Below are 21,232 nucleotides of genomic sequence, written 5' to 3' on the forward strand. Positions count from 1 at the left end.
TGTTTCGGGTGCAAAGATACGCTGAATTTAGACAAAAGCAAGGAAAACTTTAAAAAATGTTTTATTTCGTGTATTGGCTTGATATGACTACCTTTGCAGCATAAATTATAGAAAGAATGTCACATAAAGCAGGTTTTGTAAACATTATAGGCAATCCAAACGTTGGAAAATCAACGCTAATGAACGCCTTTGTCGGTGAAAGATTGTCAATTATTACGTCAAAAGCACAAACTACACGCCACAGGATTCTTGGAATTGTGAATGGGGAGGATTTTCAAATGGTATTGTCGGATACACCTGGTATCATTAAGCCAGCTTACGAAATGCAGGAGGCAATGATGGATTTTGTGAAGTCTGCTTTTGAGGATGCTGATGTTCTGATTTACATGGTCGAAATTGGCGAGCAGGATTTGAAAGACGAAGCTTTTTTTAATAAAATCATCCATTCGAAAATCCCTGTTTTGCTGCTGCTGAACAAAATTGATAATTCCAATCAGGAACAATTGGAAACACAAGTGGCTTTTTGGAAAGAAAAAGTGCCAAATGCGGAGATTTATCCAATATCAGCGTTGCAGAATTTTAATGTGCCTGAAGTTTTCCAAAGGATCATTTCGCTTTTGCCAGAATCACCAGCTTATTATCCAAAAGACCAATTGACAGACAAACCGGAACGTTTCTTCGTGAACGAAACCATCCGCGAAAAAATATTATTGAATTATAGTAAAGAAATTCCGTATGCGGTGGAAATCGTCACTGAGGAATTTTTGGAGGACGACAACATCATTCGAATCCGTTCGGTTATTATGGTGGAGCGTGATACGCAGAAAGGAATTATCATTGGCCACAAAGGTGCCGCACTGAAAAAAGTAGGGACAGATGCCCGTGCGGATCTGGAGAAATTTTTTGGCAAGCAGATCCATATTGAATTATACGTGAAAGTGAACAAAAATTGGAGAAGCAATGCCAATATGCTGAAACGTTTTGGTTATAATTCGTAGGGACAGGTCGCGACTTGTCCGTACTTTTGATTCGTGTTACGGTTGGCGACCTGTCTGTACGGAAGGGAATAATAATTTAAAAATCAGTGTTGGAATTTTTTCCAATGCTGATTTTTTTAACCACAAAGTTCACAAAGGAAACACTTATGTACACAAAGCTTAGCGAACTTTTTGTAATTCTTTGTGCCCTTTGTGGTTAAACTTTACAAAGGTGAGTCGATAATTTCCAGAAACACTTTTTCGATATCATCCATTTGTTTTTCGCCATTGCTTCGTATTTGTTTGGCAACAACATAAAGCAAAAACCAGGCGAAAACCATCAGTGACATCACTACAAAATCACCTGCTGTAGATTTTTTTAAAACATAGTCGGAGTAGGCGATACCGCAAAATATGATGAATGTCCCCGCTATCATAAAATGCAGAAACATAAAGAACGTCCATAGGTCAGGATCGGGTCCAAATAATCCGCGGATGCTGGTTTGATTCTCGCCTTTGGACTGCATTTCGATGTGGAGATGTGGAGACCAGTAGGCTTTTTTTGTTCCTTTAATGTTGATCCAAATGTGGTATTCTTTTATTTTCAGAATGAAATCGGGGGATTTTGTGGTGGTAAAATGGATGAATTTCTGGCGCAGGGAATCGATGTTTTGATCAACTTCTTTGTAGAAGCGAAGGCGCAGACGAATCTCATTATTGGCATCCATAAATTTCGAAATGAATTGGTTAAGTGATTTAAGCAGGGCGAATATACCAAAAAAATTGATATTCATGGTTTTATACACTACCTTTGCACGCCGAAACTGGAAAGCGGTGTTCGGAAAAATTAATATCTAATTTAGATTATGAGTAATATTGTTGCGATAGTAGGAAGACCTAATGTGGGGAAATCAACCCTTTTTAATAGGCTGATACAAAGAAGAGAAGCTATTGTAGATTCGGTATCTGGGGTTACCCGTGATAGAAACTATGGTAAAAGCGAGTGGAACGGAAAAGAGTTTTCTGTGATTGATACCGGTGGATATGTACGCGGATCAGATGATGTTTTTGAGGGTGAAATCCGTAAACAGGTAGAATTAGCTATCGATGAGGCCGATGTTATCATTTTTGTTGTAGATGTAGAAGAGGGGATTACTCCAATGGACGAAACGGTTGCCAAGTTATTACGCAAAGTGACCAAACCGGTTTTGCTTGCTGTGAATAAGGTGGACAATGCCATGCGTGAGAAAGATGCCGTGGAGTTTTACAACTTAGGATTGGGTGATTATTTTACTTTTGCCAGTATTTCAGGAAGCGGGACAGGTGACTTGCTGGATGCGTTGATTGACGCTTTCCCCGAAAAACCAGAGCCTGTAAAAGAAGAAGCTGTTTTGCCTCGTTTTGCGGTGGTAGGACGACCAAATGCTGGAAAATCAAGTTTTATAAATGCACTTATCGGTAAAGACCGATTTATGGTTACCGATATTGCTGGAACAACCCGTGACGCTATTGATACTAAATTTGACCGTTTTGGTTTCGAATTCAACTTGGTGGATACAGCGGGTATCCGCCGTAAAGCCAAAGTAAAGGAAGATTTAGAATTTTACTCGGTGATGCGTTCGGTGCGTGCGATTGAGCATGCTGATATCTGTATCTTGGTGATCGATGCAACCCGCGGATTCGAAGGACAGGACCAGAGTATTTTTTGGCTGGCCGAGAAAAACCGTAAAGGTCTTGTGATTTTGGTAAACAAATGGGATCTGGTGGAGAAAGATACGATGTCAACCCGCGATTACGAAGAGAAAATCAAGAAAGAATTAATGCCGTTTACCGATGTGCCTATTCTTTTTGTTTCGGCTTTGACCAAACAGCGTCTGCTTAAGGCTTTGGAAGCAACTGTTAAGGTTTATGAAAATAGACAGCAGCGTATTGCTACTTCAAAATTCAATGAATACATGCTGAAAGCGATTGAAGCTTATCCGCCGCCAGCCACTAAGGGAAAATACGTAAAAATTAAATATTGTATGCAATTGCCAACAGCGACACCTCAGTTTGTGTTTTTTGCAAACATGCCACAATATGTTAAGGAGCCGTATAAGCGTTACCTTGAAAATAAAATCAGAGAAAACTGGGACTTTTCAGGAGTGCCAATCGATATTTATATCAGAGAGAAATAAAACTAAAATCCCGAGCAATCGGGATTTTTTTATGTTTTCTTTCGTAAGATTGTAAAAACTGGCCAACATACAATTAAACCTTTTGCAGATTCTGGTATCTCATTATAATAATTGAGATCCTATTATGCTGAAAACTTACGCTTCATTGCTCTTTTTGCTGTTATTGTCAACTGTGAGTGCACAAAACAATATTGTTGTCAAAGGTGCAGTTTATGATATTAATACTCAAAAACCGCTAGAATCGGCAATGGTTTATTTTTCGAGTGTTAAAGATTCTGCAGTTGTGGAGTATACAACCACCGATAAAAATGGAGTTTTTAATATTAATACCAAGAAATATGATAAACCTGTTTTCCTTAAGATAAATTATATGGGTTATCAGACATATACAGAAGAACAGCATAAACTTCTGGAAAGCAAGGATTATGGAAAATTATACTTATCTCAAAACGAAACAGCATTAAAAGAAGTTATTGTAAAAACCGATGCGCCACCCATTAGGATAAAAAAAGATACTTTAGAATTTAATGCGTCTTCATATAAAGTGCGTCCAGATGCCAATGTAGAAACCTTGCTGAAACAATTGCCAGGAGTTGAGGTAGATAGTGATGGAAAAGTTACTGCCAATGGGAAAGAAGTAACTCAGTTTTTGGTTAACGGGAAATCTTTCTTCGGTAAGGATGGGGCTATATTACTGAAAAATATGCCGGCTGATATGATTAATAAAGTTCAGGTTTCTGATTTTAAAACTAAAAAAGAAGAACTCTCCAAACAAGAAGCCAGCTCGGATGATTCCAGCATTAATTTTACTATCGATGAAAAGAAAAACAAAGGTCTTTTCGGGAAAATAATGGGCGGTTATGGAACTGATGACAGGTATGAAAACAGTTTTTTATTAAACTATTTTAACAACAAGCAGAAAATAAGTCTGCTGGGTTCGGCTAATAATATCAATTCGACCGGTTTTGCTATGGACGAAGTATTTGATAATATGGGTGGCGGACGAAACAGCCGGCAGGCAACTAGATCTACCGCATCTGGAAAAGGGATTACAACAACTAATCTGGTTAGTTTTAATTATTCTGATGAATGGGCAAAAGTTTTTAATACAACGGCTGGTTATGATTTTAAGAATACGATTAATGAAAATCAATCAAAATCCAAGCAGGCCGAATTTTTATCTTCGACCAGTACTAACTTTACCGATTCGAGTTCGAAAACCAGAAATGAAGGCACAGAAAATAAGGCTAATTTCGAATTTGAATATAAAATTAATCCAACAATGAGACTTGTTGTTACACCAAATATCAGTGAATCCCGTACCAATAGCAGCTCGGAATCTTCCAGTAAAGCTACAGATCAAGATGGGGTATCCTTAAATGAAAGTAACGGGACCTCATACAAAGAAAATTCAACTGCTAATTTTGGGAACACCATAAACTTTAATAAAGCTTTTGAAAGAAAAGCCCGTAACCTGAGTTTTGTTTTGAGTAATACTAATTCCAATAGCGATTCGGATGCTATAAATGAGTCGATAACTGTTTTTAAACAAGGCAACAGACCCAATGATGAACGTCATCAGAATGGAAAAAGCAACAACACGGCTGACTCTTACTCAGCCGAAATTGAGTTTACAGAACCAATAACTGATTCACTCCGGATTCGCCTCGGAACAGAATTGGGATGGAATAGTGAAGTAAATGATGCTAAAACATATGATTATGATGATGCCACGCAATCCTACTCAATTTTAAATAATCTGCAGACAAATTACATCACTTCAAATCAAAATTTGGTTACTCCAAAAGTGGGTCTTACTTTGGAAAAAAACAATTTTACCTTTACTCTGAATTCCAGAACTTCAATTGTTGATTACGATAATCATTCACTTTATCTGAATAATGCAACCAACTTAAATCAGCAATATGTGCTGCCGTATGGTAATGCACAAGTGAGGTATAAGTTTGATAAGTCAAAGTTCATTACTTTTAGATATAATTATTCAAGCAGTCTTCCTTCTGCAACTCAATTAATGCCGGTTGCCAATCTGGCAAATCCTTTGAATACTGTAATAGGAAATCCAGAATTAAATCCAAATAAAGTAAATAGTGTAAATATTAATTATAGAAATTTTGATGTGCGTACCCGCTCAGGATATAACGTGTATGCAACTGGTGATTTTTATGATAGTGCCATTGCAGCATCGTCTATTTATGATACAGTTTCAGGGAAAAGAACAACTACTTATCAAAACGTTACAGGAACTTATAGAGCCACTATTGGAGGAACCTGGGGGCAGAGTATAAAAAATAACGCTCATGTGATACGTTATGGCCTGCGCTTAAATGGCAGCTACGCTTTGGATAAAAGATTTACCAACGCAGTTTTGTATAGTGCAAAATCATTGGGTGTTTCACCAAATGTATATTTATCCTATGATTATGGAGAACTGCTTAGTGTTTCACCTTCATACGGCCTGACTTACAACGAATCAAATTATAGCAATTCATCAATAAATGCCAGCTCAAATGTGGTGCATAGATTTAACATACAAACTACTAATTATTGGCCAAAAAACTGGATTTTCGGAAATGATTTTGGTTATAACTATAATTCAAATATTTCAGATGATTTCAAAAAAGATTTTTATTTATGGAACACCAGTTTGTCTTATGGTTTTTTTGAAAAGAAAATGACTTTAAAAGTAAAGGTTTATGATGTTTTAAATCAGAATCAAAGTGCCACCAGAACTATATCAGCAACAACAATTCGAGATGAGGAAAACACGGTTTTAAAACGATATGCAATGTTTTCTTTGACCTATAAAATTGGAAGTTTTGGCGGGCCAAAAGAAAGGCGTTTTCCAGGCGGTGGCAGAAGAGAGGGAATGAATATGGATTAATTCATCTCATGGAATCAGTCATTTAGAAAAAAATTGAGAAGTTATCAGTTAAACCATTTTTTAAAAAAAGAGTCTTATAGTTTTAATCTTTAACATAAACGAATATGAAATCAGAGATTCATCAATACAGCAGAAATAATTTTAAAATTGTGTGCAAAAAGCTGATTACTTCAATAGTATTGCTTGTTAGTATTTCCTCTTTTGCCCAAGACAAAAATCAGTCCGATAAAAAATCGAATAGGCCAAGAAAAGAAAGACAGACTCCAGAAGAAAGGAGCCAAAACCAGCTGGCTAAACTGACCGCAGAACTAAGCTTAAATGCACAGCAGCAGGAGCAGATAAAACCAATTCTTGATGAACAGAATGCAAAATTTGAGGCAATGAGAGCCAACAGATCTAATAATTCCAAAAGAATGACAGCAGAGGAAAGAGAAGCTTTGAAGAAAGAAAGACAAGAAAATAAAAAAGCCACAGATGCTAAGCTGCAGGCAATTTTGACTCCAGAACAATTTAAGAAATGGAAAGAAGCCGAAGAAGCAAAAAAGGCAAAAATGCGGGAAGCAATCGAAAATTTTGAAAATGACAGGAACAATGGTGGTGACAGGAATAACGGAATCAATATAGAAAACAGGGAAGAAAACTAATCGCGATTATTTTGATTTTGAATAAAAAAAGCCCCAAACGTATATTTTTTTATGTTTGGGACTTTCTGTTTTTATACAAAATGCTTCCTTAGTTTCTGTAAATAATACCTTTGATATTCTTCAATAGTTCGAAAACAATTAGATACAGGCCAGCCAAAAGGCCAATTCCAAAAAGAGCAAAAAGAAGATGGAACCAGTGTAAAGAATCCTGGAATTCTGCAAAAGAAATATTTTGGGAAAAGAGGATCCAATAACCTTTTTTTGCTCCCATAATCAGCATAATGATCCAGAAACAGAGGAAAAAACTGTTAAAGATCTGAATTCCGATTTTGATTCTTTTTTGAGCCAGCTCGGGAAAAGGATTTTCGGATTCTAGAATGTACGTCAGTGATGATAATAAAATAAAAGTATTGATTCCAATAGTAGTTCCCATCGAATGTGCTACAGTAATATGTGTTCCATGAGTGAATAAATTAATCGATGGAATGGAAATAAGCAAGGCTAAAAACAGGTTCAGAAATATCCAGATATCTGCCAGAATCATTAATTGATACGCTAATGAATAGGCTGATTTTTTTTCTGTTGTAAGTCCTTTTCTCCAATCATAAATAATAGAAAAAAGCACAATCCACTCACTCATGCTTATGCTGTAGGCAAAATATCTGATCCATGGAGCGTTCGGGATAATGTAAATGTGATGTGCCCAGCCAAACATTAAATTGGTCAATCCTAAAAAATAAAAGAAAAAGGCTTTTTTGGAAGTGGCATAACTATCGTCACCACTTATTTTGGACATAACAAACAATGAAGTTCCATAAACGAGCATATTCCAGGAACCAACATATGAGCCTCCAGCTTTCCATTGTATAGTTAAGTTTTGAATGTAATGATCTCTAAAGTAAGGTAATATCCATAAATGTGCTTCGGTAAAATGATATATCATGAATACAATTCCAGTCCCCCACATCCAGTAATAGGCGGGCCATATTTTGTAAGAAGGAATCATCGTTCTATAATAATTGATTCCAAATAATATCCAGCCCAAAGCGATGGGGAAATAAAAATAACTCGGAAATTCTAAGTATTCCTTACCTTCAAAATTTTTCGATAAATATGAACAAGCGATTCCGATTCCTGTTAGGATAAACAGCCAAAAATGTCCTGCAATCAGTTTTTGATTCCCCTTCTGGATGTAATAATAAATGCCTCCGATAGCAGCCAAAAAAATCCATGAAATGACAAAAAGCGTATGCATTGGCCGCAATACCGTAAATGGAAATGTTTCTTTTATGAATGATGGTACTACATATTGAAATCCAGCGAGCAAACCTGCCATAAGGCCTAATAATAACGAAATCAGACCCGCCGAAATAAAATAGAAAGAATACTTGTTAGTTTTCATAGCCGTGGTTTTTATATTTAAGCCTAACCCATCCATCTGGCTGGATTTTGGCATTCAGGTTCGGATAATAACCTGTCTGATCTACTTCTTTGAGGTATTGGACTAATTCGTCTTTCTCAGTTTCGGACAAGTTAAATCTGGGCATTGCTTTAATTCCACTATTGATAAATGCCTTAATGTAAAGTTCTCCTTTGCCATTAGCCGAATAAATATTCGTTAAGTCAGGACCTAAGTAGCCTCCAAGCCCATACAGCTGATGGCAGGAATTGCAGTTGTTTTTCAGCCATATATCTTCACCTTTAATTCCTTTTTGAGATAGATGGACTGTTCCGTAATTGGACTTTGAAGTGTATATTGTAAAGTTGTAATAGGAAAAGGCAGTAATTAAAGCCGCCAGAAAGGAAAGGTTTTTTGTGTAATGCATAATGCAGAAAGTATTAGTTTTTAATGGATTTACATTTTCAAGAATGGCGTAACTCAAAGTTGCGCCCTATGTCCTTCGTTTATCCAAGATTCTAAAACTCTCTGACATTTTGAGTTTTACTTTTATGTGATTTATAATAATTTAATTAAAATGCCCAATATTGCGGCTATGACAATAATGTGTGGTTCCTGTATTTTTTTTACATAAATCAGTACAAGGACAGTACTTAGCGCTATTAATGCAGTTGGTATGTCTACAATAGTCCGGATCGCAATAACTATCACGGCACCAACCAGAGCACCAATTACTCCTGCGGTTATTCCATCTACAAAAGCCTTGATACTTTTGTTCTGAGAAATCTTCTTGAAATAAGGAGCTGGAATAACGGTAAATAAATAGCAGGGAAGGAAAACTCCGAGAGCTGCTATAGCTGCTCCAGCAAAACCCGCTGCCAGATACCCAATAAAACCGACTGTAATTACTACTGGCCCCGGAGTAATCATAGCTACAGCCACGGCATCTACAAATTGGTTTTCGGTAAGCCAATGGTGTTCACCCACAACTCCTGCGTGCAAAAAAGGGACGATCGCCAGCCCGCTTCCAAAAACAAAAGCTCCAGCTTTGATAAAAAACCAGGCAAGTTCACCAAGTTTTCCCAATTCAACAGCAGAAAATCCAGTGGTTGCCAGTACAAAAACAGAAGCTGTTTTGGGCTGTTGCAACCATGCAGGAGGCGCTTTTATAATCATGTAGATAAGGCCTAAAGCAACAAATAACAGTAATTCTTCTTGTTGAGTTACTGCAGTAAGAATGATGGCAACGATGTAAAATAGCCAGAGAATCCAATTGCTTTTTATGGCTGGGATTTCAAACTTGCTGATGGATTTGGCAGTAAGTTTGTACGAACTCAATACAATAATCCCAATAACTGCAGCACTAATGCCATAAAAAATTGCCTGCATCCACGGCAGGCCGCCATAGGCTTGATATGCAATGCCTAACAGAACAACCATTATAAATGAGGGCAGGACAAAGGCTAGTCCCGATAAGGTAGCACCTAGTATTCCAAAATGCACAAAGCCAATATAAATTCCTAACTGTGCTGCCAAGGGACCAGGGGCTAATTGTGCAAGTGCTAATCCTTCCTTAAAATCGGAATCATTAATCCATTGCTTATTTTCAACAAGATCGCGATGCATGTAGCCTACCAGTGCCACTGGCCCGCCAAAACCTGTTGTGCCAAGTTTGAGGAAATATTTTAGTAAGTCAAGTAATGTGTAGTTTTTTTGTTTTTCTGTACTCATTGGTTTGTTCTGATTAGGAAAATGTCATTCTTCATAAAAAGCAGCAAACGAGAAACAGAATTACAGAACTTAATTTGTAAGTTCTTTGTGTTTTTCTTTTAGATGTATTTTATGATAGAGTGTAAATCTTATAATATCCCGGTCATAATAATCAACTCCGCTTGCGCGCTGCTGAAAACTTTTTAGATAACCTAATTCTAATGCAATATTTCTGTTAATGCCATATTGTGCTGCCGCATAAATCCTGTTTTGATCAAATGTGTTTTTTACAATATTCTCTCCAGCATTAATCATTAATTCGTCATATATTACAGCTTTCAATTGCTGTTCATTTTTTTTCCAGCAGGAAAATTCTCCCTGCAGTCGGTATCTGAACCTCCAGCTGAAAGTGCTTCCTGAAAGCAGTTCTTCTTTATTGGCATTATGAATAAATCGTTCTTCTACCTGAAATCGCTGGTTCAAAATAATGCAGCTGGTTAAATCTTGTTTCCAGCTGATATCTTGCTGGATTCTATTTTCGGGTATCCTGAAATCAGTTATGACATCGGGATCTTGTGTTGCAACAGAAAAATAAGCATACCCGGCACCAGCATCTATATTGTTATTTATTTTATATCGTCCATGAACCCGAATGACAAATAAGTTTTCTTCGACTGGGTTTATAAAAATCCGATTGTCAAATTCGGTATGTATGGACCACTTATTATTTATCGTCAATTGGTTGTAATATCGGATCCAAAGCAGGCTTTGCTGATCTACATTTTTTTCGGTTTGAGCTTTTGCAAAAAAAGGTATTAATAAAAGGCCAAAGATTTTGATACTTTTCATTATAGGAATTTCAATTTTTGCAAATGTACATAAACTCTATAGTTGTATAGAATTTATTTTTTTGCTAAACCAAAAAGCCTTTTACATAGTCCTGTGTTAATTTTTCTTTAGGGTTTAAAAGCACTTCTTCTGTTGGGCCAAATTCAATAATCTCTCCCATATAGACAAAACCAATATAGTCCGAAACACGTCTGGCCTGACGCAAAATGTGAGTAACTAAAACGATAGTATATTTGTCTTTTAAATCTAGAAACAGTTCTTCAATAGCTTGGGTCGAAATGGGGTCTAATGCCGATGTAGGCTCATCTCCCAGGATTATTTCAGGTTCAATAGCCAGCCCTCTTGCCAAGCATAATCGCTGCTGCTGCCCAATGGATAATCTAGTGGCGGGCGACTTCAGCCTGTCTTTTACTTCATCCCAAAGGTTAACGCCACGAAGGTATTTTTCGACAATCCCGTCAAGTTCGCTCCTCTTGTTATTGCCATGGATTCTTTGCCCATAAGCTATATTGTCGTAGATATTCATTGGCAAAGGGAAAGGTCTCTGCGAAAGAAGCCCCATTTTTTTACGGATGTGGGTTACTTCGGCTTTTGGGTCATAAATGTTTTCGCCATCTACCAGAACTTTTCCATCAACACGCACATCATGCTGCCTGTCCAGTAATCGGTTCATCGTTTTTAGGAGTGTTGTTTTGCCACAGCCCGACGGGCCAATTAATGATGTTACTTTTTTGTCTGGGATATCCAGATTAATGTTCTTTAGAATATGATTGTCACCAATATGAACATTTAAATTTTGGATACTTATATGAGGCTGAATAATCATATTTTATTTTTTGAAAGATTTTTGCTTGCGATTTTTGATACAATATTGATGATTAATACAATGATGGTTAAGATAACTGCTGCTGCATAGGCTCGGTTTTGAACCTCCTGTATCGGACTGCTCAATTGGAAAAAGATGGATAACGGCAAGGTAGCCGCCGGCTGATCCAGAGAAGCCGGGATGCTGTCTGTAAACCCAGCTGTAAAAAGCACGCAGGCTGCATCGCCAATGGCTCGCCCAAACGAAAGCAGTATCGCTGTAACAATACCTGGAATTGATTGTTTCAAGATAATTTTGGCAGATTCATAGCGTGTTCCTCCAAGTGAAAAAACAGCGTTAGACATGTCTTCGGGAACCACACGCACCACTTCGTCAATAGCTCGAACCAGTATTGGAATAATCATTAATGTTACCGTAATGATTCCAGCGAGCAAAGATGTTTTGAGCCCCATGTATACCATAATTGTAAATCCAAAAGCTCCATATACAATAGACGGGATGCCAAATAATATATCTGAGCTCAGGCGGGTGAGGGTAGCTAATGTGGCATTTCGCTTGGCATACACATTTATATAAATTACTATAGGAAGGCTTATCAGCAGTCCTAAAAAAGTCGATCCCAATGTGATATATATGGATCCTGCAATCGCATTCAGTATGCCGCCACCTTTGCCAATGTAAAAACCGCCTTCCGGGATTTTGGAAACCATATCCCAGCTCAACGATCCTATTCCTTTTGAAAAGAGAGTGTACACTATCATAAATAAAGTACTGCTGATGATAATCGTGCTTACAATCATCAGGAAACGGAATGTATTCTCTTCTATTTTTCTTGCTTCCATTGGATTTAAGTATTTCTTTTTTCGATTCGATATAAAATAACTCTCGAAATAGTATTAAACAAAAAGATAATAACGAATAGGAGCAAGGCTGCAAACATCAATGCCGAATCGTACATAGGTATAGACATCATTTCGCCATAATTATTGGCAATAAGAGCAGGCAATGGATAACCCGAATCGAATATACTGTTTGGAATTTGCGCCAGATTGCCACAGACCATCAAAACGGCAATGGTCTCGCCAAAAGCTCTGGAAATGGCAAGGACAACAGCGGCTATGATTCCGTCAAATGATTTTCGAAGTACTACTTTTTTAGTCGTTTGCCATTGTGTAGCACCTAGTGATAATGAAGCATTGCGCAAATCCTGAGGGATATTGTCAAACACTTCGATTACAATACTTATGATAAGCGGAAAAATCATAATTGCCAAAACAATGCCTCCAGCCAGTACAGAATAGCCTGTGGTAAATTCTACAAAATGAGGGGCAATATTGTCTTGGATCAAGGGAACAATAATAAGCACTCCCCAAACTCCGTAAAGGACTGGCGGAATGCCCGATAGTAATTCAATTAACGGCAGCACTAATTTTCGGACACGGGCATGCGCATATTCCGAAAGGTAAATTGCAGTAAGTATGGATAAGGGCAAAGCAATGGTAATAGAAATAGCAGTTACCCACAGTGTACCCACAATAAAAGAATAAAACCCAAAAGCTTCCTTAAAAGGCTTCCACTCCGATGATAATAATAAGTCAGAAAGTGAAGTGCTATTCAAAAGAGGTAGTGATTTGTAGAACAAACCAATAGCAATTAAAACTACAATCGAAATGGATATGAGTGTAAATGCCAAAAACGTTTTGCTGATAATTTTATCCTTGATTAATCTTTTATTTTTAAACAAGCCGTAATAAGCCACCCCGAAAGACTTTTGAAAATTCTTTATTGTTTTCGATAGCTTTTTTAGGATGGAGCTTTTATGTAAAGTCTTAAGTTTTATTGTATCTGCTGATGTTGGCATAATGATCCTTTTTTTGTCTATTGCCTAATTGCTGCACTTTTATTTTTATAAAATTTCTGATGATTTTTTTGAAAGTAACAGGACTGTTTTTCTGCCAAAAAAAAATAACGAAGAGCAGGATCCAGAATAACCAAAAAAAACCAGATCCTGCTGCTTACAATTACTAATCAGGTTAAAAAGTTATATGACTGTACGTAATTCATACTATGCTCTAAATATTGAAAAAGATACTTTGCGTTTCTGCGCCTCTGCTTGAAATCAGGCTCGTAAAGGCGGAGACGCAAAGAACAGTAAGTGTCAGGTTTGTGAAAAATATTTGATAACTTATCTATTATGAGAGTTGGTACTAGTCACGGATAGTCATAAAAAGTTATTACTTTATCTTTTCTAATTCCTTCTTGATTTTTTCTTTCGAAAGCTTGATGTATCCTGCCTCCGGAACATATTTCTGCCCCTCTGTAAGGATGTATTTGATAAACGCCTTTACAATTGGATTAGCTGGTTTTCCATTGGTAACAAAATATAAGTCTCTTGCAGGTGGCGATGGATATTTTCCCGCAATGATGGCAGCTATCAATTGATCAATGTCATTGTAAAAATTTTCGTCTGGATCGAGCTTGCCGTTATTGTTGAGATCGATAGGAATGGGTACAACTCCATTGGTAGGCTTGTTGGTTTTTGTGTCGTAAATATATACGATATTGTTAAAGCCTACACCAGCGGGGTCTCTTTTAACAGCTTGTGCCAGTCCTGGATCACCAAATACAGCAACTCCTTGCAGGTCTTCTTGTTTTTTGCCAAAATAATGTGCCCAGGTTTCGGCTGCTCCAGCGGCATCAGATCGTGTGTAGACATGTATAGCAGCAGTGCTTTTAAAGCCCAGGGCATTCCATGTTTGATATTTGCCTGTGATAAATATATTGTTTAACGCATCTTTTTTTATCCCTCTTTTGTAAAATACGGTTTTGTAAGGGCTTGTTGCGCTTATGGTTGGAATTACAGCATCTTTGGTTACTGCAATGGCGTATGCTTTCTTTTTATTTTCGGCATTATTTAAATCGCGGGATACTAATCCAATATCAGTTACTTTAGACAAAACATCTGTTATTCCTTTTCCGGCACCTCCAGCCTGAATGTCTATTTTTACTTTTGGATGTGCTTTTTTGAATTCTTCTGCCCATTTTACCGTAATAGGATATAAAGCAAAAGCTCCTGAGATACTAATATTTCCGGATAACTCCTGTGCTGAAACTTTACTGGGGATTAAGTTTGTAATTATTAACGCTGCCAGCATTAATAATACTTTTTTGTGTGTTTTCATCTTGTCTTATTTTTTTGAAAAAATTCAAAAGTTAACTTGACGTAATAGGCAAGTTAACTTTTGAATTTTAATAAATTATTATAGAGAATATTTCAAAGTAACTCCATAAGTAATCTGATCACCTAACACTGCAGCATATTGGCCTGTGTTTCCTCCTGCAGGCAATAATTGCTCGTAATAGTTTTTGTTTAAAAGGTTACGTCCCCAAACGTGAACAGATAGACCTTCGGATGCTCGGAATCCTAGACGACCATTAAAAATAGCATAACCTGGAACCACTAAATATTTTGAAGCAGATGGGCTTGATGAGAATTCAGAACGTGCATAACTATCAAGAGCTATAAAGAATTTACCAGCATTTGAGAAAAATTTTGCACCTTTTGAATATTCTCCTCCTAAGCTTCCTGCCCATTTTGAAACTCCAGGCAAATCCGTGCCTGAAACGTCTTTATAAGCTACTTGAACTCCATCAACAGTTGTACCGGTTTCTTCTAATGGAAGCGGTGCGTTTGTAAATTTTACATATTCCCCGTCACTGTATGTCCCAGCTCCATAAATGCTGAAATGTTTGTTCAGAATGAAACTAAAATCCAATTCAAGACCTTGTACCTGTACTTCATCTGCGTTAGCTAAATACCCTCGGTTTACTCCTAATTCAGCTGCCTGAACATTAGTTTGGAAATCTTTGATGTTTGTGTTAAAATATGTCAGGTTAAATATTGAATTTGCAATTGGAGAAGTTTTTACTCCAAATTCATAATGAGTAACATCTTCTGGTTTAACTGTTGCAAGATCACCTAAAGTTTGTCCAGCTGGCGGAGTAGGGAGCCCGGCAACATTTACCCCAATAGGTTTGTAGCTTTTTGCAAAAGTTCCATAAGCATTGATTTTATCTGATGCTTTGTAAGATACAGTGATGTTTCCAGAGATGTCAGTATCGTCATTATCTGAAGAGAAATTCTGATTGGTGTAAACAGCTTTCTTTATTGCTAATAATTGCGGATCAGTAGTCTGCAGTCCTCCATATGTCTGGCGGTCGTAATCTGCATCTTTTTTATCAAAATTATATCTTAACCCTGGTAATACATGCAGTTTTTCTGTAACAGCCCAGTCCAATTGTCCAAATACAGCCGCACTTGTTGAATGTATCTGTGCTTGAGTTTTAATTCCGTATCCTTCAAGAAGACCTGGAGTTGCCCAGGCTGACAAAGGAACATTAACTGTGGCTCCGCTAGCATCTTTGTATGAAACAGATGACTGGGAGAATCTCCATTGTGCGTCTCCTGATTCTTCAGTACCTTTTGTTTTTGATGTCTGGTCGATAAAAAATACTCCCGCAACACCGCTTATTTTAGATGTAATCTGACCTGCATAACGAATCTCCTGCGTAAACTGAGTCTGTCTGGAAGGATTCTGCGATTTTGCAAGTACCTGCAATCCTGTAAAATCTCTGTCATTTGATGGATCCCAAGTCCAGAATCTCCATGCGGTAGTTGAGGTAAGTGTTCCGTTTCCTATTTTAGTATCAACGTTAAGAGATGCACCGCCCAAATCCTGTCCTGAACGCCATGGAGTGTCATGGTCTATTTTACGATCATATGCATTTAAACTAGGCAGCTGATAATTCAAATCGGCAATAATCGCATTAAACTGGCGGTAAGCGGCTCTTTTTGTTGGAGCGACTCCTGCAACAACTTGCGCATATCCGTCATTATGCTGTGTTGTGATATCACCTGCTAACGTAATGTTTGTGTTTTCTGTCGGAGTGAAAAGCAATTGACCTCTAATACCTTGATTGTTTAGTGTATTTGTTGGTTTTCCTGTTCTAATATTTTCGATAATACCATCACGCTGTGTACCCGAAAATGACAATCTTCCAGCAATTTTTTTACTCAAAGCTCCTGTAACCGAAGCCTTGGCTTGAAGAAATGCATAGTTTCCGTAGCTCACTTCGAAGTCAGCCCCTGAGTTGAAGCTTGGTTTGCGGGAAGTTATGTTAAAAGCGCCAGAAGTGGTGTTTTTTCCAAACAAAGTTCCCTGCGGGCCACGCAGTACTTCAATTCTTTCTACATCGATAAAATCTAGAGTTGTTGCTGCAGGACGTGCATAATACACACCGTCAACATAGAAACCAACACCTGGATCGATACCATCATTAGTCAGGCCAAATGGTGATCCAAGACCTCGGATATTAATCCCAGTGTTTCTTGGGTTTGAAGAATAAAGCTGTACAGATGGAACAAGTTCTTTTATACGGTTCACGTTGAAAGCACCCGTTTGTTCAGCTTGCTTGCCAGTAACAACAGATACTGCGATAGGAATATCTTGTGCTTTTTCTATTCTGCGTCTTGATGTTACAACTACCTCAGATAAAACTTTTTCCTCACCAGTGCTGATAGTTATCTGTAAAGGTTTAGCAGCAGTTGGCAGTTCGTTTATTTTAATTTCTTTGGTGGTGTAACCTAAGTATTGTACAATGATTGTAAATGGAAGTGTTTTGGTTTCAATGCTGAAATTACCATCAGCATCGGTAGTTGATGAATTAGTAGTTCCTTTTACAACTATATTAACGCCTTCTATAGGAGAGTCTTGATCGTTTTTTACAACTCCCTGCAAAAGGTTTTGACCATATGATGTTGAAAAAATAAATAGTAACAGTAAACTTGATATTGTTTTTAGTGATATTGTTCTCATTATTATGTATATTATATGTAATTAGTAGAATTTAAATTAAATTTTTTAATATCTAGACATGTACATACAACACATTATGGTACTATTTTTTTCTTTGATTTGGTAATTTAGTGTTTTGCTGTTTTTCCGTTCAGCAGTGTTTTTGGTTTGATTCGCTTGCATTTTTTTTGTTTTGATTTTTAATCATACGTTAAACTCGATGCAAATATATAATTAATTCTATAAAATTAGTAGAGTTATTAAAATATTTTTAATTTTTTTTTTGAAGGGATAATTTGAAGTATTCCGATTCTGGATTTATATTGATTTTCTGTAGATTGATGCCATATCCTGGAGTAAATGGATGCTATCAGAAATAATTACAAATGGATATTAAAAATAAAAACCATTCAAATTTTGAATGGTTTCATTATCGTACAGTTTTTATTTGTTTACTAAAGAAGCAATTGTAATTCCCTGCATCGCTTTTAAAGTTTCATCTCTGATAATCATTAAACCGTGTCTCAAGTTGCATTCAGATTCTGTTTTGCAATCCGAACAAGGCTCGTAAAAGTTCAATGAAGCGCATGGTAACAAAGCTATAGCGCCATCAAATAATCTATGGATATCGGCTAATGTAATTGTTGCTTTGTCTTTTAAAAGATAATAGCCCCCATATTTTCCTTGTTTGCTTCCCACGAAATGACCTCTTTTTAAATCCAGTAAAATTTGCTCCAGAAACTTTTTAGGAATAGAAGCTTCTTCCGCTATTTCAATTGTTTTTGAAATATGGTTTTCATCTTGTTTTGCTAAATAAAGTAGTGCTTTAAGAGCATATTTGGTTTTATGTGAAAGCATTATAGATTGATTTAACGGTTAAAATGAAGACGAAATTGGCTTAATTCTTTTTTAATTTTTTGAAGAATCAAATATAGTTCTTTTTTTAAATTTTAGAAACTTAATTTCTGAAACGCTTCCTTATAATCTAGTAATGTTAAATAAAAAAAGAGCTGTCATCAACTTAGAAAACAGCTCTTTTTATCTTTAATAAATTTTTATCTTATTCCTTGATTCTCTTTTCTAATTCTGTTTTTAATTGTTCATTGCTCATATGCCCTAATTTAGGATTAATCACTTCTCCATTTTTACCAGCCAATACATAATGGGGAATACCTGAAATGTTGAATTTACCAGCCAAATAATTCCATTGGTCAGCTGATAAACGATAATGTTCCCCTTTAATTTCTGGAATCATTGCAGAGTAGGTGTTCTCTGGCGAAGTTTGATTGGTCAGATAAACAAAGGCAACATTCTCCCCAGCCATTTCTTCTTTTAAAGGTTTTATTTCCTCAATTCCAGAACGGCAAGGGCCACACCAAGTTGCCCAAAAATCGACATAAACCACTTTGCCTTTGTACTTTTTCATAATACTGGCAAACAATTCATCACCTTCCGTTTTTGGTGTTTCATTGAGTACAAAGCCAGTTTGTTTTTTATTAGCTTCTATTTTGGCTATGGTCTGCTCATTTGCTTTCCTAATATAATCAGCAATGAATGGCGTTTGTATTGATTTCTGTACAATAACTAAATCCTCTTCCGACAATGGTGTAAGTTGAGAAACAATTTTATCACAAACATCTTGTGATGTCATAATATCGGTAGCAAAACCTACTTTTACATTAAACAATTCTACTAGTTTTTTATTTCTAAAATCGGTTCTTTTTTCTGAATATAAATAGGCTGAAATTGCTTCATGCTTCTTATAAAAGGAGTCCAGATTTTTACTTATCGAAGTATATTGTTTTAATTTTTTAGGAGATGGAGACTTTGCTAATTCTCTTGCAGCCATTAGAAATTCTTTTTCTTCGTTAGAAATAGGGATGTTGTTTTTAATCAAATACTGCTCTAATTTCAATGTAGAAAAATTATCACCTTTCGCCATTTCTGTAACTATTTTTTGATGTTTAGTATAAAATGCTGAACTAATTTTTCCATATTTTTTTTGAAATTCTTTTTGTACTGGAGTATTTTGTAAATCTTCTGCTTCTTTCATATAAACTAATAATTCTTGCTCTTGTTCAGTGAAAGAATAATTCCTTTTTTGAAGTTCTGCAGCAATTTCGAGAATACTTGTGCTTACAGATTTTAAATTTATTAAATCTAAATATTGCAATTGATTAAGGTAGTATCGATAACTATTTGTGATCACTGCTAATTGGTTATTAGCAAGCTCATCTGTTATAAAATCATAATAATCTGCGGTAAGCGAATCCATTTTGAAGTCTATCTCTCTCTGTTCTCTCGGAATTTTATTTTTGTTTCGATAAGCAGACATAAAGTTAGAGCTGTAATCCAGCATATGTTCATAATTGTCATATTGAATGTTTAATTTTTTAACTTGATAAGCTTTGTTTCCGATAGCATTAGCTTTTTTTAGCGTTTCCAATTTATCCATTTCTTTATTTGCCAAATTCTGACAATAAGCTTTGTAGTCTGCTGGTTTCATATCTAGTATTTTACTAGACACTTCATCATAATTGAACCATCTTGGATTAAATTGAATTAAATCAGAATTTATCTTTGCTGATTCCCCCATAAAAAGAACATTTTTATCTCCTAATAATTGAAAGAGCGTTTTTCCAGGTTCTAAAAAAACAGAACCATTAAAAACAGGAGAACGAACCCAAACCTCGTGTGGATAATACAAAGGTATTTTTATCGAAAAAAAGCCATTTTCATCAACTTTGGCAATTTGTGCATTCTGTTCTCCCGTAATAATATCATCTATGTGAATTGAAATAGTTTTAATATTGTTTTGTTTACTATAATTTTTAATATAGCCACTATAAACAGCCGAGTCGTTCTTGAGAATAGGCAGCTCATACGGTTTGTCATCATTGTCAGATTTAACAGCCAATTTTTTTGTATTCGCAAAAGCTATTAATGATTTTGGGTTTTCACCGATAAAATAATTTCCTGCTTTTCCTTTTTTGACAAACAATGTGACTTTTTGGTCTTTATTCGTCAAGGTTACAGAACCATTTCCTTTTTTTAAAGATACAGCACCGTATTGCCAAACCTGGCTTTTATAAATAGCATTTGTATCGTAAAAACTTACTTCCCAATTGGCATTTTCGGTATTGTACCAGTTTCCTTCTAATTCGGTATTAATACCAGATGGATTAGGCAGATCATGCAGCGCAATGTCATAAATATGCCAATTGTCACCATCATTTGCTTCTCCGTATTCTATTTTTGCAACGGACTTGTCTAGTTTTCCAAAAATTAATTTATAATTCGTAACCCCAGATTCTGGTATTACATTCATATCATTTATGGGAATACCTTCGGCACTTTTTATGAATAATTTCTCGTTTGAAGCGACATCTTTAATATAGGTTTCTTTTGGTATGCTAAATCGAAATCCTGCATATTGAGAAATTTCAAAAGTAAGAACAGTGGCAGTATTCGTAATTTCAATTTTTTTTATAGTTAAATAAGAAGCTGTAGAAAAACCTGTTTTAGGATTTTCGATCATTTTTTGGGAATAGATTTGATAGGAAAAAAATAAAAGCAGTAAGAATGTTATAGTTTTTTTCATGGTTGGTTAATTGGTGAATAGCTTATTAAAAAAAGATTCTTATGTTAAGTGTAAATTTTACATTTCAAACCTAATCATTTAATTCAGAAAAAAAATTACAATTAAATGTTAAATATTTTTATTCTAAAGTATTAAATGCAAATTGATTTGAAAATGCGTTTACTGAAAACTAAGCTAATAAACAGTGCGATAAAAGGAAGAAGTTTTATCGCCGTTGAAGTCTATTTTTAGAATATTTGTATAGGACTTATGTAAATCAACACGTGAATTGTTTTTAATAACCCCGATTTAT

16 protein-coding genes are annotated in these 21,232 nt (G+C 36.0%); 4 read left to right on the forward strand and 12 right to left on the reverse strand.

What is annotated here, in order from left to right; genetic code table 11:
- Positions 1-116 precede the first annotated feature (116 nt).
- The gene (gene era, locus ABEG11_RS03575; protein ID WP_348822820.1) at positions 117-998 is read left to right on the forward strand and encodes a GTPase Era; all 882 of its coding nucleotides are present in this window, start codon (positions 117-119) and stop codon (positions 996-998) included.
- 203 nt (positions 999-1,201) lie between these two features.
- Here the strand turns inward: era and ABEG11_RS03580 are convergent, their stop codons facing one another.
- Positions 1,202-1,771 carry a hypothetical protein gene (locus ABEG11_RS03580; RefSeq protein WP_348822821.1) on the reverse strand — a complete coding sequence of 190 codons (570 nt, stop codon included), beginning with the start codon at positions 1,769-1,771 and terminating at the stop codon, positions 1,202-1,204.
- Between the two features lie 72 nt (positions 1,772-1,843).
- Here ABEG11_RS03580 and der point away from each other — a divergent pair, with 72 nt between their 5' ends.
- The 3 genes from der to ABEG11_RS03595 all read left to right on the forward strand — a co-directional run bounded on the left by der (position 1,844) and on the right by ABEG11_RS03595 (position 6,700).
- The gene (gene der / locus ABEG11_RS03585; RefSeq protein WP_348822822.1) at positions 1,844-3,154 is read left to right on the forward strand and encodes a ribosome biogenesis GTPase Der; all 1,311 of its coding nucleotides are present in this window, start codon (positions 1,844-1,846) and stop codon (positions 3,152-3,154) included.
- 124 nt (positions 3,155-3,278) lie between these two features.
- A complete protein-coding gene (locus tag ABEG11_RS03590; RefSeq protein ID WP_348822823.1) occupies positions 3,279-6,056 on the forward strand; it encodes an outer membrane beta-barrel protein in 2,778 nt (925 codons plus the stop codon).
- Positions 6,057-6,160: 104 nt separating this feature from the next.
- Positions 6,161-6,700 (forward strand): DUF4890 domain-containing protein, encoded by a 540-nt coding sequence (locus ABEG11_RS03595; RefSeq protein WP_348822824.1) that lies wholly within the window; start codon positions 6,161-6,163, stop codon positions 6,698-6,700.
- Between the two features lie 88 nt (positions 6,701-6,788).
- Here ABEG11_RS03595 and ABEG11_RS03600 read toward each other — a convergent pair whose 3' ends face one another.
- From ABEG11_RS03600 to ABEG11_RS03650, 11 genes are all read right to left on the reverse strand, one after another.
- The gene (locus ABEG11_RS03600; protein WP_348822825.1) at positions 6,789-8,102 is read right to left on the reverse strand and encodes a cbb3-type cytochrome c oxidase subunit I; all 1,314 of its coding nucleotides are present in this window, start codon (positions 8,100-8,102) and stop codon (positions 6,789-6,791) included.
- Positions 8,092-8,526, reverse strand: a complete 435-nt coding sequence (locus ABEG11_RS03605; protein WP_348822826.1) for a c-type cytochrome — start codon at positions 8,524-8,526, stop codon at positions 8,092-8,094. The genes ABEG11_RS03600 and ABEG11_RS03605 overlap by 11 nt, the downstream gene beginning before the upstream one ends.
- A 131-nt stretch (positions 8,527-8,657) precedes the next feature.
- The gene (locus ABEG11_RS03610; protein WP_348822827.1) at positions 8,658-9,830 is read right to left on the reverse strand and encodes a chromate transporter; all 1,173 of its coding nucleotides are present in this window, start codon (positions 9,828-9,830) and stop codon (positions 8,658-8,660) included.
- 69 nt (positions 9,831-9,899) lie between these two features.
- Positions 9,900-10,658, reverse strand: coding sequence for a DUF2490 domain-containing protein (locus tag ABEG11_RS03615; protein ID WP_348822828.1), 759 nt, complete (start codon positions 10,656-10,658; stop codon positions 9,900-9,902).
- A gap of 64 nt (positions 10,659-10,722) precedes the next feature.
- Entirely contained in the window at positions 10,723-11,484 is a 762-nt protein-coding gene (locus ABEG11_RS03620) for a phosphate ABC transporter ATP-binding protein (RefSeq protein WP_348822829.1), read from the reverse strand.
- On the reverse strand, positions 11,481-12,326 hold the full coding sequence (locus ABEG11_RS03625; protein ID WP_348822830.1) for a PstA family ABC transporter permease: 846 nt from the start codon (positions 12,324-12,326) through the stop codon (positions 11,481-11,483). The genes ABEG11_RS03620 and ABEG11_RS03625 overlap by 4 nt, the downstream gene beginning before the upstream one ends.
- A 5-nt stretch (positions 12,327-12,331) precedes the next feature.
- The gene (gene pstC, locus ABEG11_RS03630; protein ID WP_348822831.1) at positions 12,332-13,345 is read right to left on the reverse strand and encodes a phosphate ABC transporter permease subunit PstC; all 1,014 of its coding nucleotides are present in this window, start codon (positions 13,343-13,345) and stop codon (positions 12,332-12,334) included.
- Between the two features lie 373 nt (positions 13,346-13,718).
- On the reverse strand, positions 13,719-14,666 hold the full coding sequence (locus tag ABEG11_RS03635; RefSeq protein ID WP_348822832.1) for a PstS family phosphate ABC transporter substrate-binding protein: 948 nt from the start codon (positions 14,664-14,666) through the stop codon (positions 13,719-13,721).
- Positions 14,667-14,744: 78 nt separating this feature from the next.
- Positions 14,745-17,360 (reverse strand): TonB-dependent receptor, encoded by a 2,616-nt coding sequence (locus tag ABEG11_RS03640; RefSeq protein ID WP_348822833.1) that lies wholly within the window; start codon positions 17,358-17,360, stop codon positions 14,745-14,747.
- Between the two features lie 423 nt (positions 17,361-17,783).
- Positions 17,784-18,197 (reverse strand): RrF2 family transcriptional regulator, encoded by a 414-nt coding sequence (locus ABEG11_RS03645; RefSeq protein ID WP_348822834.1) that lies wholly within the window; start codon positions 18,195-18,197, stop codon positions 17,784-17,786.
- A 202-nt stretch (positions 18,198-18,399) separates the two neighbouring features.
- Positions 18,400-20,940, reverse strand: coding sequence for a thioredoxin-like domain-containing protein (locus ABEG11_RS03650; RefSeq protein ID WP_348822835.1), 2,541 nt, complete (start codon positions 20,938-20,940; stop codon positions 18,400-18,402).
- Between the last annotated feature and the right edge of the window lie 292 nt (positions 20,941-21,232).

Origin of the sequence: Flavobacterium aestuarii, assembly GCF_040049115.1 — a bacterium.
Classification (GTDB): domain Bacteria; phylum Bacteroidota; class Bacteroidia; order Flavobacteriales; family Flavobacteriaceae; genus Flavobacterium; species Flavobacterium aestuarii.